A 13,409-nucleotide genomic window follows, 5' to 3' on the forward strand; every position below is an offset into this window, starting at 1 on the left:
AGGTTAGCCTTACCTACATACCGCGTGTCAACGGGGGTTGTTTCACTTCACGGCGGTATACCGCGCGGTCAGGCGCGGTCCGCCGAGCCGGGAGACGACTCCCGCGGCAGGTCAACGGATTTCGTCTCGCGAGCCACTTCCGGATCTTTGCGGGCTACCCGGGCCCGGAGTGCCGGCAGCCCACCGCGGGTGATCGCCACCCCCGCCAGGCAGAGCACACCGCCGGCCAGCGCGAGCGCGCTCGGGAATTCCCCCAATACGGCCCAGGCCATCACGATGACCAGGGCGGGCGAGGCGTAGGTGGTCGCGCCGACCTGGCCCGCCGTCATCCGCGCCAAGGCGTAGGCCCAGGTCGTGAAGGCGACAGCGGTCGGGAACACGCCGAGATAGATCAGGCTCAGGGTCGCCGGAATCGGCGCCGCGGCCACCTCGCCCGCCAGTTGCCAGGAGAAGGGCAGACAGGCGAGCGCGCCCACCACACACCCGCCGGTGGTGACCTGGAGTGCCGACGCGTGCGCGAGAGCGGGCTTCTGCACAATCGCCGAGATCGCCCAGGCCGCCGCCGCGATCACACACAGCACGACTCCCAGCACGGTCGCGGCGCCGTCGGAACTGGACAGGCCCACCACCACCGCGCCGGTGAACGATACGGCGATCCCGGCCATCAGCCGGGCCGGAAAGCCCTCACCCAGTAGCACACCGCCCAGCAGCGCGATGAGCACCGGGCCGATATTGATCACCAGCGCGGCGGTACCGGCGTCCACATGCTGTTCGGCCCAGTTCAGCGCCACCATGTACAGCGCGAACCACAGCACACCGGAGATACCGATGGCACGCCAGGTGCGGCGCGGGGGTACCCCGGCGCCGGTCAGCACGCACAGCGCGACCAGTACGACCGCCCCGGACACGAGCCGGCCGAGCGCCAGTGCACCGGGTGAGAAATGCTCCCCCGCGGCCCGGATGAAGACGAACGCCGACGCCCACAACGTCACGGTCACCGCCGCGGCGGCCGCTGCCCGCCCGCGCCCGGCCCGATCCACCAGCTCCATGCCCCGACCCTAAGGGCCGGCCGGCCCCGGTATCACGCGGATTTCGGTCGCCGCTCTTCCGCATGGGCCAGCGCGCTGGGCCACCAGACCTTGGGCCCGACCATGGTGAACAGGGCGGGAATCACCACCGTGCGTACCAGGAAGGTGTCCAGCACGATACCGATGCCGACGATGATGCCGAGCTGGGTGAGCGTGATCAGTGGCAACACCCCCAGTACGCAGAACACTGCCGCCAGCACGATGCCGGCACTGGTGATGACCGCACCGGTAGCGGAGACGGCGCGCACGATCCCGTCCACGGTCCCGTGGCCCGGAGTCTCCTCCCGCGCCCGGGTCACCAGGAAAATCGTGTAGTCGACGCCCAGCGCCACCAGGAACAGGAACGCGAACAGCGGCACCGTGGTGTCCAGCGCCGGGAACCCGAACAGATGGGTACCGACCAGGCTGCCCAGGCCGAGCGCGGCCAGGGCGCTCAGCACGGTGACACCGATCAGCAGCAGCGCGGCGGGTAGCGCCCGCAGCAGGATGAGCAGGATCGCGAAGACGACCACGAGAATCAGCGGGATGACCAGCAATTGGTCGTGACGGGCCGCGTCGCGGGTGTCGAGGGCCTGGGCATCGCTGCCCCCGACCATCGCCTGCGCCTCGGGGATCCCGGCGAGACCGGCGCGCAGTTGCTCGACGGTGCCGAACGCCTGCTCCGATTCCGGTGCGGCGTCGAGGGTCACGGTCCATCGGTCCATCCCGGCGTGGCTGCCGGCCTGGGTCACGCCGGAGGTGCCCGGTGTGCTCTCCAGCACACGCCGCACCTCATCCGCGGTACCCTGCCGGGCCAGGACGATCGTCGGGTCGGAAGCGCCCGAGGGGAAATGCGCGGCCAGGGTGTCGAGCCCGTCGACCGATTCCGCCTCCACGCGGAACTGTTCGGTCTGCGACAACCCGATGGTGACCCCGGCCAATCCGGCGGCGCACCCCAGCAACGCCACGATGGCCACGGCCGCGACCGTGACGGGCCGGGCGACCACCGCGGTCGCGATCCGGTGCCACAGGCCCTGTTCGGTCAGATCTTCGTCGCTCACCCGGGGCACGAACGGCCAGAAGATGCGCCGGCCGCACAGCGCCAGCGCCGGCGGCAGTGCCACCAGGACGAACACCACGGCCACCAGCAGGCCGGCGGCCGCCATGAGCCCCAGTGAGCGGGTGTTGGGCAAGGTCGCCAGCAGTAGCGAGCACAGGGCGAGGACCACGGTCACATTGCTGGCGAGCACCGCCGGCCCGGCGCGCCGCACCGCCTCCCGCAGGGCGTCCCGGTGCGCGGAGTGCCGGTGCAGTTCGTCGCGATATCGCGATACCAGCAGCAGCGCGTAGTTCGTCCCCGCGCCGAAGACCAGCACACTGGTGATACCGGAGGTGGAACCGTCGAAACTCAGCTCGGTCACGCGGGCGAGCGCGGTGCCGGTGCTGGTGGCTGTCCGATCCGCCAGGCCGATCACCAGCAGCGGCACCAGCCACAGCACCGGCGACCGGTAGGTGGCGATCAGCAGAATCGCGACCACCAGCGCGGTCACCGCCAGCAGGGTCACATCCGCGCCCGCGAAGGAGTCGGCGATATCGGCACCGAAGGCGGGGCCGCCGGTGATCTGTACCGTCAGTCCCGGTGGCGCCTGGGCGTCGGCGGCCTCGCGGAGCCGGCCGATCTCCTCGGTGAGCGCTTCACCGCTCAGCTCCGCCGAGACGTTCGCGCGACCCAGCGCCGCCTTGCCGTCCGGCGAGACGACCAGCCCGGGGGTACCACCGATCCGGCCCACCGCCTCGCCCGCGGCCGCCCGGTCGGCGTCGGACAGTTCGGCGCCGTCGGTACGGGTGACCACCAGGATCACCGGAGCGTCCGCGCCGCCCGGGAATTCGGCGACAGCGGCCTTCACCCGCGCCGATTCCGAATTCTCCGGGAGCGAGGTGGGCGCCCGGCCGGCGTCATCGTTCTCGCCGGTACCCAGGATCACGGCGCAGGCGGCGACGAGAACGGCCAGCAGCAGCCACCAGGAACGGCGACCGGTGACCAGTGCGGCATAACGATCCCACGCATTCACGCCGCGACTATTTCAGAAACTGAAATAATACGCAACCGGCGCCTACACTGAGCGGGCGAACAGGAAGGATGGCGAGGGTGACAGCACCGGAGGATGAAGGGGACGGCGCGGCGCGCGACCGCGCGGAAACCGATATCGCCACCGATATCCGGGCGCTGACCGCGATATCCGAGCAGATCGGGCACCTCTTCGCCCATGCCCACGAGCTGCGCGCCAACGATTTCCGCGCCCTCATGCATATCGCCACCGCCGACGCGGAAGGCCGGCCGCTCACCGCGGGCGGACTGCGCGAACTCATGGGGCTCTCGCCCGCCGCCATCACCTACCTGATCGAACGGATGATCGCCTCCGGCCATATCGGGCGCGAAACCGATCCCGGCGACCGCAGGCGGGTGCTGCTGCACTACTCGGACCGGGGCATGGCGGTCGCGGGCGGATTCTTCCACCCACTGGGCCGGCGGACCCGGTCCGCGATGGCGGAGCTGCCGACCGCGGACCTCACCGCCGCGCACCGGGTGCTCAACGCCGTGGTCGCCGCCATGCGGGAACACCACGCGAGCCTCACCCCGAAGACGACCCGGGGCGGGTGACCGCCCCACGCTGCGAGCGGGTGTGCGGCCGCTGATTGAAGGCACCGGACCCGGGTACACGCGATGTCGACAGGAGGTGTGTCATGCCGAAGGAATGGACCCGCAAACAGGAACGGCAATACGAGCACATCAAGGATTCGGCGCAGGAACGCGGCGCCGGAACCGGGCGCGCGAAGGAGATCGCCTCGCGCACCGTCAACAAGAACCGGGCCCAGGCCGGGCAATCCCGAACCGCGAGCCGGACCTCGACCCGCGATATCTCCCCGCAGCGCCGGGGCGGGTTGCGCTCCGGTACCGGCGGGCCGAAGGGCCCGACCCGCGATCAGCTGTACAACGAGGCCCGGCAACGCAATATCGAGGGCCGCTCCAAGATGACCAAGAGCGAACTGGCGCGGGCGCTGGGAAAGTCGTGACGAGGTAGCGCTCCGCGAACGCTCACCCGGACCCGGATCGGTCGTACTTGCCGCCGCGCCGGGCCGGGTACCGGCGCGTACTCAGCGCCGGGGCCCTAGATCCAGCCGCCGGGTCACCCGATCGACCAGGTCGGGCGGCATACCGGGCTCGCGCCGCGCGGCCAGCGCTTCGCGCCGGCCCGCATCCAGGATCTCGGCCCGGAAATGTTTGACCTTCGCGGCCATCCGCGCGTCCCGCTCCGCCTGCTGGCGGGCTTCGTCGTCCGCGGCCTGCGGATCCGCGCGGGCCATCCGCCTGCGCACACTCTCACGCAGCCGTTCGTAGATTTCTTCGGGTATGTGCTCGGTGGCGGCGAGCTCTTTGAGGCGAACCAGTTCCGCATCGACGACCCGCTCCCACAACTGCCGCTCGAGGCGGCGTTCGGCACTGGTATCGGCCCGCACTCCGGTGAGACGGACGATCAACGGAAGTGTCGGCCCCTGGATCAGGAGCGTGAACAGCACGACCGCGAACGCGGTGAACAGGATCTGCGTACGCCCCGGGAAATCCGCGCCGTCCTCCGTGAGCAGCGGGATCGCCAGGGCCAGGGCCACCGTCGCGACCCCGCGCATACCGGTCCACCAGGTCACCACCGTTTCACGCCAGGTGTACGGCTCATCCGCGTCCTCGTCGCGCCACCATTTTCCGCGCAGCCACCAGGTGATCAGCAACCAGACCAGGCGCAGTCCCACCACCACGCCCACCACCGCGGCCGCGCCGCCGAGCAGCTGCGGCCAGCTGTGCCCGGTCGCCTGCAGTACGGCGCTCAGCTCCAGGCCGATCAATCCGAAAGCGAAACCACTGATCAGCAGTTCGGTGATATCCCAGAACGAATCGCCGACCATCCGATAGTCGGCGTCGCCGAATTCGGTGGCCGCGTCGGTGAGATAGAGGGCGCACACCAGCACCGACAGCACCCCGGACCCGCCCCATGCCTCCGCCAGCCCGAAAGCGGCGAAGGGCAGCAACAGGCTCAACGCCACCTGCCAGGCCGCTTCCTCCAGATGCCGGGTCAGCCGGCTTCCCGCGATCCCCAGCAGCAGGCCGACCAGCACCGCGACCGCCGCCGACACGACGAACTCCAGGGCCGCGCGCGGCGCCGAGAAATGCCCGGTGACCACGGCCTGGACCGCGACCGTGTAGATGACGATGGCAGTCACATCGTTGAACAGGCCTTCACCGCCGAGAACCACCACGAGCCGCCGCGGTAGCCCCAGCCGGCTCGCCATCGCGGTGGCCGCGACCGGGTCCGGTGGGGCCACGATGGCACCGAGGACAACCGCGGCGGCCACCGGCAGACCCGGGTACCAGGCATGGAACACCGCCGCGACCGCGACCGTGGTCACCGCGACCAGCCCTACCGCGCGTAACACGATGGGTTCCCAGTTCTCCGCGAACTGCCGCCACGAGGTGCGGCGCGCGGCGGCGTAGAGCAGCGGGGGCAGCACCAGCGGCAGGATCAGATCCGGTGGTACCCGGATCGCGGGCACGAAGGGCAGCAGGGCGAGGGCGCAGCCGAACAGGGTCATGAGCACCGCGGAGGCCACCCCGAGCCGGCGACCGAGGGCTTCGGCCAGTACCGCGGCGAACAGGATGGCGAACATCAGCACCAACTGGTCCATGACCGTCCAGTCTGCGATGCCGAGGCGTCCGCGGGGCCACGCAATGCCGGGTGGGTACCGATTCTGTTGCCGGCGCGGTCGGACCAGGATCGTCGGCACACCCCGGGGCGGTTTCGGCGAAATCGGCACGAGAGAACTCGATCCTTGACCTCAATAATAGTTGAGGTATCAAGCTGGTCGTGTGGGCCGGATCGGTCCGCACGACCACGCTATGGAGGCCCCCATGACCCTCACCCCCGATTCCGGCACCCTGACCGCGCCGCTGCGTACCGCCGTGATCATCGGCAGCAGCCGCGACGGCCGTTTCGCCCCCGTGGTCGGCGACTGGTTCCTGGCACGCGCCGCCGCCGACCCGGATCTGGACACCACCCCGATCGACCTCGCCACCACCGAACTCCCGCATACGTTCGGCGCCCCCGCGCCCGCCGTCGAAGCGGTCGGGTCGGTCCTGGCCGAGGCCGACGCCTTCGTGGTGGTCACCCCCGAGTACAACCACAGCTACCCCGGCACGCTGAAGAACTTCATCGACCTGCACCATTCCGAATGGCAGGCCAAACCCGTCGGTTTCGTGAGCTACGGCGGAGTATCGGGCGGCCTGCGGGCCACCGAACATCTGCGCACGGTGTTCGCCGAATTGCACGCGGTCACCGTGCGCGACACCGTCAGCTTCCACAACCCGTGGCAGCGCCGCGACGATGCGGGTGCGCTGATCGGCGACCCCGCCGCCGATACCGCGGCGAAAACTCTTCTGAACCAGCTCGTCTGGTGGGGCGAGACCCTGCGCACCGCCCGCGCCGCCCGCCCCTACCCGGGGTGAGCACCTCTCGGGGGCGCGGCCGGTAGGGCCTGCCGGACCAGGCAATACGATGCATCGGTGACCGAATACGACCATCTCGACACCTCGACCCTGCCCGAGCGCCAACGGCGGATTCTCGCCGCGATCGGCGATTTCGTCGTACGACACGGCTATCCGCCGAGTACCCGCCGGATCGGCGATGAGGTAGGGCTGCGTTCGGCCTCTTCGGTCGCCCGGCATCTGAAAAGCCTGGAGGACAAGGGGTTCCTGCGCCGCGGGGACGGGGTGTCGCGGCCGATGGATGTGCGGCTGTTCCTGAACACCGGCGCGGAACCGGCCGCCGGCGGGGACGCCGTGGCCGTACCCGTGGTCGGCGATATCGCCGCGGGCACACCGATCGCGGCCGAGGAACATATCGACGACGTCCTGTCGCTGCCGCGCGAACTCGTCGGCCGGGGCACGGTTTTCGGGCTGCGGGTGCGGGGTGATTCGATGGTGGATGCCGCCATCTGCGACGGCGATATCGTCGTGATCCGGCAGCAGCCGGAAGCGCACAACGGTGAGATCGTCGCCGCCATGCTCGACGGGGAGGCCACGGTGAAGGTGTACCGGCGCCGCGGCGGGCATGTCTACCTGGAACCCCGCAATTCCGCCTACGAGGTCATCGACGGTGACCGCGCGGTCGTACTGGGCAAGGTCGTCTCGGTGATGCGCCGGATGTGATCGGCGCTCCCGCCCGGCGGGACACCCGCCCCGCCCCGGCCGCCGATGCGGCATGATCGAATTCATGGCCGCCGACCCCGGACCACAGGTCCCCGATATGCCCGGATCGCAGGTTCCCGCAACGCCCGGACCGCAGGTCCCCGCAACGATCGAGGAATTCCGCGCCCTCGCACATACCCGGCTGGACTCGTTCCCGCGGATCGCCGTGCCGGACGCACCGGGTATGCGACGGGCAGCGGTGGTGCTGTGCGTTGTCGACACCGGCGAAACCCTCGCGGTGATCGTCATCAAACGGGCGTACCAGGGCCGCAACGCCGGCCAGTGGGGTCTGCCCGGCGGGCGTGTGGAATCCGGGGAGACACTCGCGCACGCGGCGGCCCGGGAATTGCACGAGGAACTCGGCCTCACCACCCGCGACGCCGACGTTCTCGGCGTCCTCGACGACTTCCCCGCCGCCTCGGGGTTCGCGATCACCCCGGTGGTCGCGACACTCGCCGACACCTCGGCCCTGCACCCGAGCCCGGACGAGGTGTACTCGGTGCATTTCGTGGACCTCACCAGGCTGGCCGCCGACGATACACCGCACTGGATCCCCCCGGGGCCCGCGACACCCGGTGCCGCCGTACCGGCCGAGGGCACCGGGTTACTGCAGATGCGGCTGGCGCCGGATATGACGATCCACGCGCCCACCGGCGCCATGCTGTGGCAGTTCCGCGAGGTCGTACTGCGGGCACGACCTCCGGCACAGGCCCGGGTCGCGGATTTCCTCCAGCCCGACTGGACCCACCACTGAGCAGGTCCGGTGCCGGCCGGGAGGTCAGGCCCCCGGGCGCGCTCCGGCCGGGCTCGCGCCGCTGTGACCCGGCAGGACACAGACCGCGTCGAGGCCCAGGACATGGTTGAGGCGGCCGAACGCGAGCCACGAACCCAGGCACATACTGAGTTCGACGATCTCCGTCTGGGTGTACCGGGCCGAGATCCGGGACCAGAAATCCTCATCGAGGTTGTGATGGTCGAGTGCGTAGCGTTCGGCGTATTCGGCGGCCAGCCGCGCCCGCTCGTCGAGGGCCTCGGTGCCGCGCCAATCGGACACCGCGTCGGCGAACCCCTCCTCCACCTTCTGCCCGTCGCGTTCGGTGCGCCAGTCCAGGCAGAAAACACATCCGTTGATCTGCGCGATCCGTAGCCGCGCGGCCTCGAACTCGCGCAGGCCCAGCGTGGTGTGGGCGTAGACCGCCATCGAGAAGTTGGATGCGGCGATACCGATTCCGGGAACCATCTCGCCCCAGACGTAGCCGATGGGGTCCTTACCTTCGGGGATATCGACTCTCATGACCGATCCTTTCCGAGTCGTCCGGCCGCGGGGCGCAGCGGCACGTCGAGTGCGTCGTAGAGGCCGGGTCCGGCTTCCGCGAGCCAGGTGATCGCACCGACCAGGCGGCCGACCGCGGTGGCGTTGCCCCCGGCCGCGTAGTTACCGCCCTCATCGGTCGCCTCGACGGTGACCTCGATCCGGGGACGGCCCTCGATGACGACGCGATGCGCGCCTTCACCGTTGGGCGGGGCGGGCCAGTCCGGGGCGCAGGAGGGATGGATCCGGGTGATGTGCTCCACCACGATCCGCGGGACGCCGTCGACGATTCCCTGTACTTCGAATCGCATGGCGCCCTGGGTACCGGCTTCGAACTTGCCCATGGTCGCGGTCTCGATCGTCGTCTCCAGCGGGCGGCGTTCCAGGGTCTCGCGGATCTCGTCGAGTTCGACACCGAGTGCGCGGGCCATCAACCGCACCTGTCCGCCCCAGACCATGGTCGGCACCATCGGCGACACCATCGGCGGGACCTGGTCCATGGGCTGCCCCATACCGACCAGGTAGCGCACCGAATCCGGCTGGTCGTAACTGGAGTAGTCGAAGATCTCCTGGCAGCGCACCACCTCCACCACGCTGCCCAGACCGCTGATCAGCAACGGCAGCACATCGTTGCCCCAGCCGGGATCGATACCGGATACGAAGAGCGCGCCGCCGCCCGCTTCGATCGCGGCGAGGACCGGCTCGCGGGTCTCCGGGGGCGCGCCGCGGTGGTCGTAGAGCGCGTACAGCGCGGGTGTCACGACAATCGCACCCACCGTCAGCGCGCGGACGATATCGGCGAGGGCGTCATCGGGCCGGATCTCGCCGGACGCCGCGTAGACGACCGCACCGGGGCGGGTGGCGAGGACCGCGTCGATATCGGTGGTGGCCGCGATACCGAGGGCCCGGTCCAGTCCGGCCAGTTCACCCGCGTCCTTACCGGCCTTGCCCGGGTCGTGCACGAGCACCGCCGCCAGGGCGAGTTCGGGGTGGGCGTCGACCGCCCGTATCGCGGCCCGGCCCACATTGCCGGTCCCCCAGACGACCGTCGAGATCATCGCCGAAGTCTAACAAGCGCTTGGTTGTGGAGGGCGGATTCCGGATAATCGCCGGTCCACGGCGCCCGGCGCATTGATACCGATGCGGCGACGGCGTGTCGCATGTCTCCGCGGCTGGGAATGCCGGACATCGATCGGATCCGTATCGTTACCGCGGTGACGGAATTCCTCACTGAGACAGTAGCATACGATTTCCCCTCGGTTACCCGGATGTTACTACAAGCCGACGGTTCGATGACCGTTCTGCTCGAAGCCCTGGTCGGACGGTCGCTCACCCTCGACCTCACCGCCCAGCACGTCACCACCGCCCGGACACTGGCGGCCCCGGTACGCACCGCGCTGGGATGCGACGATGCCGACCCGGTGGTGGAGCGCCGGTCCACCCTGGTCACCGGCGAGGGGGTCGCGGTGTCGCTGAACCACGTCACCATCGTGGCCACCGATCGCGAACTCACCCAACTACTCACCGACGAACACCTGCCGATCGGGCACAGTCTCGCCGCGGGCCGCCGGCATCTGGCGCGCACCGTCCTCGGCGCCGGTCTCACGCGCTGGGCCACCGCGGACGACGAACCGGGCCCACCCTGCGTATACAAGGAGAGCGTGCTCATCGACCATCGGTCGGTCGCGGTGGTCCACCTGCACGAGCGTTTCAACCCCGCCGTGGTCCCGCTCGGGGTACCGCGGTGAGAGTTCTCGTCGTCGGCGCCGGTATCGGCGGCCTGACCGCAGCGCTGAGTCTGCACGCCGCCGGGATCGACGTCCGCTTGGTCGACCGCGCGGACGAACTGCGGCCGCTGGGTGTCGGGATCAACCTGCTCCCCCACGCGACCGGCGCACTGGCCGGACTCGGACTGCACGAGCACCTTGCCGCACAGGCGGTCGCCACCTCGGAACTCGTGCATTTCGACCGGTTCGGCAACGAGATCTGGCGCGAACCCCGCGGGCTGGCCGCCGGGCACGACTGGCCGCAGTACTCGGTCCACCGGGGCCGGCTGCAGGCGCTGCTGCTCGCGGCGGTCCGCGACCGGCTCGGCGCCGGTGCCGTACGCACCGGCCACCGGTTCGTCACCGCCGTCGAGGAATCCGGCCGGGTACGCGCAGTAATCCAGGACCGGCGCGATGAAACGACCACGGAGTGGGATACCGACGTGCTCGTCGGCGCCGACGGCCTGCATTCGGCGGTGCGCTCGTACCTGTACCCGAAGGAGGGCGCACCACGCTGGAACGGTATCCGGATGTGGCGCGGGACAGCCGCGGCGCCACCGTTTCTCACCGGCTCGTCGATGCTGATGGCCGGGAGCAACCACACCGCCAAAATGGTCGCCTACCCACTGGCGACTGCCGCGGATGACGGCACCGTACCGGTCAACTGGGTCGCCGAGGTGCAGACACCGCACAGTGCGCAGGGCGCGGCGGATTGGACCCGCACCGGCCGGCTCGCCGATATCGCGCCGCACTACCGGGACTGGCATATCGCCGGATTGGATATCGGCGCCCTGCTGGCCGCCACCGAGACGGTGCTCGAGTATCCGATGGTGGACCGGGATCCGCTGCCGCGGTGGAGTTTCGGCCGGATCACCCTGTTGGGCGATGCCGCGCACCCCATGTACCCGATCGGCTCCAACGGCGGTTCACAGGCGATCCTCGACGCCATTGCCCTGGCGGCCGCACTGCGCGAGTGCGCCGACCCGGCCGACGGGCTCGCCGCCTACGAATCGGCGCGCCGGGAATCGGCGAACGCCGTGGTGCTGGCCAACCGGGATATGCCGATGGACCGCACCTTGCGGCTGGTCGCCGAACGCGCACCGCACGGTTTCACCCGCGTCGAGGATGTGCTGAGCACCGCGGAACTGCGGGCGATCACCGACGGCTACCGCCGCACCAGCGCGACGCGGTGAGTACGGCGCGTCAGGCCTGGGGCAGCCGATCGCCCTGGACCACCTGGATATCGAGGTCCAGTTTGACCGTGGTGCCCACCGCGGCGACTCCGGCCCGCACCATCGCGTTGTAGTCGATCGCGAAATCCGCACGCCGCAGCAATGTTTCGGCGTGGAACGCGGCACGAACCCCACCCCAGGGATCGGCGCCGAACCCACCGTAGGTCAGGTCGAGGTCCACCGGACGGCGCTGTCCGTGCACCATGAGCTCACCCGACATCACCCAGGTGTCGGCGCCGGTGCGGCGCATCCCCGTGCCGGTGTAGGTGATCAGCGGATAGTTGCCGACATCGAGAAAATCCGCCGACCGCAGATGGGTGTCCCGCATGGCGATCCCGGTATCGATACCGGCCGCGTCGATCTCGGCGCGGCCGGTGGACTCCTCGAACACCGGCGCCACCTCGAGCCGCCCGCGAACCGTGCCGAAACGGGCCTTGATACTCGAGATGCCGAGGTGGCGGGCGGTCACGAGCACCGACGAATGCGCCGGGTCGATCGTCCACGGCCCGGCCGGCGGTACGGCGACCGCCTCCGCCACGGCGGTCAGCGCGAGATCACCGAGAGCGGCCCGGCCGGCCGCGGAGATCTGCACCGCCCGCGCGGCCGGCTCGTATCCGGCGGCGGTGAGTACCGCGGTGTGCACGCCGGGCGGCAAGGGTTCGGTCGATACGGCGCCCGTGTCGTCGGCGACGGCCCGGGTCAGCTGGCGGCCGCTCATATCCGTGACGGTCAGCACCGCGTGCGGCACCGGCCAGCCGTCGGCACCGCGGATACGAGCGGTCAACCCGGCACCGCCCATGACATCACCTTCTCACCCGTCGCGAATTGGTCAGCACGAGCAAACACTTCCCCCAGGGCGAATATACCCAGGCTCGTGTGGCCGCCGGTCAGCGGTCGATGATCCGCAGCTCGCCACCGATGCGGGTGAAGGCGGTGGGAGTCAGGCCGAACATGGCCCGGAACGTATCGCTGAAATGCGACGGCGACGCGAACCCGGCATCGATCGCCGCCCGGGTCATATCGTGGCCCGCGGCGAACGACCGCGCCACCCGCACCATCCGAGCCCACTGCACATAGCGCCGGAAGCTGGTGCCGGTCTGCGCGGCGAAGGTGCGCAGGAAATACGACGTGGACAGGCCCACCACGTGAGCGCTGTCGGAGGCCCGGTGCGGTCCGGCCGGGTCGGCGCGGATCGCGGCCGCGGTGGCGGCGATCCGATCGTCGCGCAGCGTGGGTAACGGGATACTGGCCGCCTCGAGCAGGCCTTCGATATCGGGTTCGGGGGCCCGGCAGCGTTCGACGAGTTCGTCCTCACGCCGGTGCGCGTACGGGTAGGCGCCCGCGGTCCGGGTCATCCCGCCCAGACAGCGCGACAGCCGCGCGCTCGTGGGGTCGAAGAAGCAGAACAGCATCGTGCCGCGACTCTCCACCAGGTGGTGGGTCACCCGTGCCCGGAACAGGAAACTGCGCGTGGTGATATCCGGCGCCGCGGCCACGCCTACCCGGAACGGGGCATCCACGCCGACTCCGAGCGAGGGGATCGCGGTGGAATGCGCGTCCAGGCCCAGGCTCGGCCCCAGATAGACGGCGTGACCCAGCCGCACCCACAGCCGCGCGGTGACCTCGGGTGCGGGACACGTTTCCGGAAGTGCCGACGCGGTCATGCGGGCGACGATACCGGCACGCGCACAACCGGCCGGCCCTTTTCCGGCGGCCGCGACCACCGGCATCAGGAGG

14 protein-coding genes are annotated in these 13,409 nt (G+C 70.1%); 7 read left to right on the forward strand and 7 right to left on the reverse strand.

All coding sequences use genetic code 11. The features are described from left to right. Positions 1 to 68: 68 nt before the first annotated feature. Positions 69 to 1,049: a DMT family transporter gene (locus AB0F41_RS01850; RefSeq protein WP_357420772.1), complete on the reverse strand. Its 981-nt coding sequence runs from the start codon at positions 1,047 to 1,049 to the stop codon at positions 69 to 71. A gap of 32 nt (positions 1,050 to 1,081) precedes the next feature. Next, positions 1,082 to 3,139, reverse strand: coding sequence for an MMPL family transporter (locus AB0F41_RS01855; RefSeq protein ID WP_357420773.1), 2,058 nt, complete (start codon positions 3,137 to 3,139; stop codon positions 1,082 to 1,084). Positions 3,140 to 3,216: 77 nt separating this feature from the next. Between AB0F41_RS01855 and AB0F41_RS01860 the strand changes: the two genes are divergently transcribed. Both AB0F41_RS01860 and AB0F41_RS01865 read left to right on the forward strand, forming a co-directional pair. Beyond that, the gene (locus AB0F41_RS01860) at positions 3,217 to 3,729 is read left to right on the forward strand and encodes a MarR family winged helix-turn-helix transcriptional regulator (RefSeq protein WP_357420774.1); all 513 of its coding nucleotides are present in this window, start codon (positions 3,217 to 3,219) and stop codon (positions 3,727 to 3,729) included. A gap of 83 nt (positions 3,730 to 3,812) precedes the next feature. Beyond that, on the forward strand, positions 3,813 to 4,142 hold the full coding sequence (locus tag AB0F41_RS01865; RefSeq protein ID WP_357420775.1) for a plasmid stabilization protein: 330 nt from the start codon (positions 3,813 to 3,815) through the stop codon (positions 4,140 to 4,142). Between the two features lie 81 nt (positions 4,143 to 4,223). Here the strand turns inward: AB0F41_RS01865 and AB0F41_RS01870 are convergent, their stop codons facing one another. After that, on the reverse strand, positions 4,224 to 5,804 hold the full coding sequence (locus AB0F41_RS01870) for a Na+/H+ antiporter (protein WP_357420776.1): 1,581 nt from the start codon (positions 5,802 to 5,804) through the stop codon (positions 4,224 to 4,226). 223 nt (positions 5,805 to 6,027) lie between these two features. Here AB0F41_RS01870 and AB0F41_RS01875 point away from each other — a divergent pair, with 223 nt between their 5' ends. From AB0F41_RS01875 to AB0F41_RS01885, 3 genes are all read left to right on the forward strand, one after another. Continuing rightward, positions 6,028 to 6,621, forward strand: a complete 594-nt coding sequence (locus AB0F41_RS01875) for an NAD(P)H-dependent oxidoreductase (protein WP_357420777.1) — start codon at positions 6,028 to 6,030, stop codon at positions 6,619 to 6,621. A gap of 90 nt (positions 6,622 to 6,711) precedes the next feature. Continuing rightward, positions 6,712 to 7,323, forward strand: a complete 612-nt coding sequence (lexA, locus tag AB0F41_RS01880; RefSeq protein WP_357420983.1) for a transcriptional repressor LexA — start codon at positions 6,712 to 6,714, stop codon at positions 7,321 to 7,323. Positions 7,324 to 7,387: 64 nt separating this feature from the next. Further along, entirely contained in the window at positions 7,388 to 8,116 is a 729-nt protein-coding gene (locus AB0F41_RS01885) for a CoA pyrophosphatase (protein ID WP_357420778.1), read from the forward strand. Positions 8,117 to 8,140: 24 nt separating this feature from the next. Here AB0F41_RS01885 and AB0F41_RS01890 read toward each other — a convergent pair whose 3' ends face one another. Both AB0F41_RS01890 and AB0F41_RS01895 read right to left on the reverse strand, forming a co-directional pair. Next, complete coding sequence (locus AB0F41_RS01890; protein ID WP_357420779.1) at positions 8,141 to 8,656, reverse strand: carboxymuconolactone decarboxylase family protein; 516 nt, start codon at positions 8,654 to 8,656, stop codon at positions 8,141 to 8,143. Continuing rightward, positions 8,653 to 9,732, reverse strand: a complete 1,080-nt coding sequence (locus AB0F41_RS01895) for a dihydrodipicolinate reductase (RefSeq protein ID WP_357420780.1) — start codon at positions 9,730 to 9,732, stop codon at positions 8,653 to 8,655. The genes AB0F41_RS01890 and AB0F41_RS01895 overlap by 4 nt, the downstream gene beginning before the upstream one ends. 234 nt (positions 9,733 to 9,966) lie before the next feature. On the opposite strand from AB0F41_RS01895, the gene AB0F41_RS01900 reads away from it, so the two are divergent. Beyond that, the gene (locus tag AB0F41_RS01900) at positions 9,967 to 10,422 is read left to right on the forward strand and encodes a hypothetical protein (protein WP_357420781.1); all 456 of its coding nucleotides are present in this window, start codon (positions 9,967 to 9,969) and stop codon (positions 10,420 to 10,422) included. Next, entirely contained in the window at positions 10,419 to 11,633 is a 1,215-nt protein-coding gene (locus tag AB0F41_RS01905) for a flavin-dependent oxidoreductase (protein WP_357420782.1), read from the forward strand. Before AB0F41_RS01900 ends, AB0F41_RS01905 begins: the two co-directional genes overlap by 4 nt. A 10-nt stretch (positions 11,634 to 11,643) precedes the next feature. Here the strand turns inward: AB0F41_RS01905 and AB0F41_RS01910 are convergent, their stop codons facing one another. Both AB0F41_RS01910 and AB0F41_RS01915 read right to left on the reverse strand, forming a co-directional pair. Continuing rightward, a complete protein-coding gene (locus AB0F41_RS01910) occupies positions 11,644 to 12,471 on the reverse strand; it encodes a YceI family protein (RefSeq protein WP_357420783.1) in 828 nt (275 codons plus the stop codon). Between the two features lie 88 nt (positions 12,472 to 12,559). Next, positions 12,560 to 13,336 carry a helix-turn-helix domain-containing protein gene (locus AB0F41_RS01915; protein ID WP_357420784.1) on the reverse strand — a complete coding sequence of 259 codons (777 nt, stop codon included), beginning with the start codon at positions 13,334 to 13,336 and terminating at the stop codon, positions 12,560 to 12,562. Positions 13,337 to 13,409 lie beyond the last annotated feature (73 nt).

Source organism: Nocardia sp. NPDC024068, from assembly GCF_040638875.1.
Classification (GTDB): domain Bacteria; phylum Actinomycetota; class Actinomycetes; order Mycobacteriales; family Mycobacteriaceae; genus Nocardia.

Coding starts and splice junctions, on each gene's coding strand:
- AB0F41_RS01910 (WP_357420783.1), bottom strand. CDS start 12,471: ATGGGCGGTGCCGGGTTGACCGCTCGTATCCGCGGTGCCGACGGCTGG.
- AB0F41_RS01915 (WP_357420784.1), bottom strand. CDS start 13,336: ATGACCGCGTCGGCACTTCCGGAAACGTGTCCCGCACCCGAGGTCACC.
- AB0F41_RS01850 (WP_357420772.1), bottom strand. CDS start 1,049: ATGGAGCTGGTGGATCGGGCCGGGCGCGGGCGGGCAGCGGCCGCCGCG.
- AB0F41_RS01865 (WP_357420775.1), top strand. CDS start 3,813: ATGCCGAAGGAATGGACCCGCAAACAGGAACGGCAATACGAGCACATC.
- AB0F41_RS01900 (WP_357420781.1), top strand. CDS start 9,967: ATGACCGTTCTGCTCGAAGCCCTGGTCGGACGGTCGCTCACCCTCGAC.
- AB0F41_RS01875 (WP_357420777.1), top strand. CDS start 6,028: ATGACCCTCACCCCCGATTCCGGCACCCTGACCGCGCCGCTGCGTACC.
- AB0F41_RS01870 (WP_357420776.1), bottom strand. CDS start 5,804: ATGGACCAGTTGGTGCTGATGTTCGCCATCCTGTTCGCCGCGGTACTG.
- AB0F41_RS01895 (WP_357420780.1), bottom strand. CDS start 9,732: ATGATCTCGACGGTCGTCTGGGGGACCGGCAATGTGGGCCGGGCCGCG.
- AB0F41_RS01885 (WP_357420778.1), top strand. CDS start 7,388: ATGGCCGCCGACCCCGGACCACAGGTCCCCGATATGCCCGGATCGCAG.
- AB0F41_RS01890 (WP_357420779.1), bottom strand. CDS start 8,656: ATGAGAGTCGATATCCCCGAAGGTAAGGACCCCATCGGCTACGTCTGG.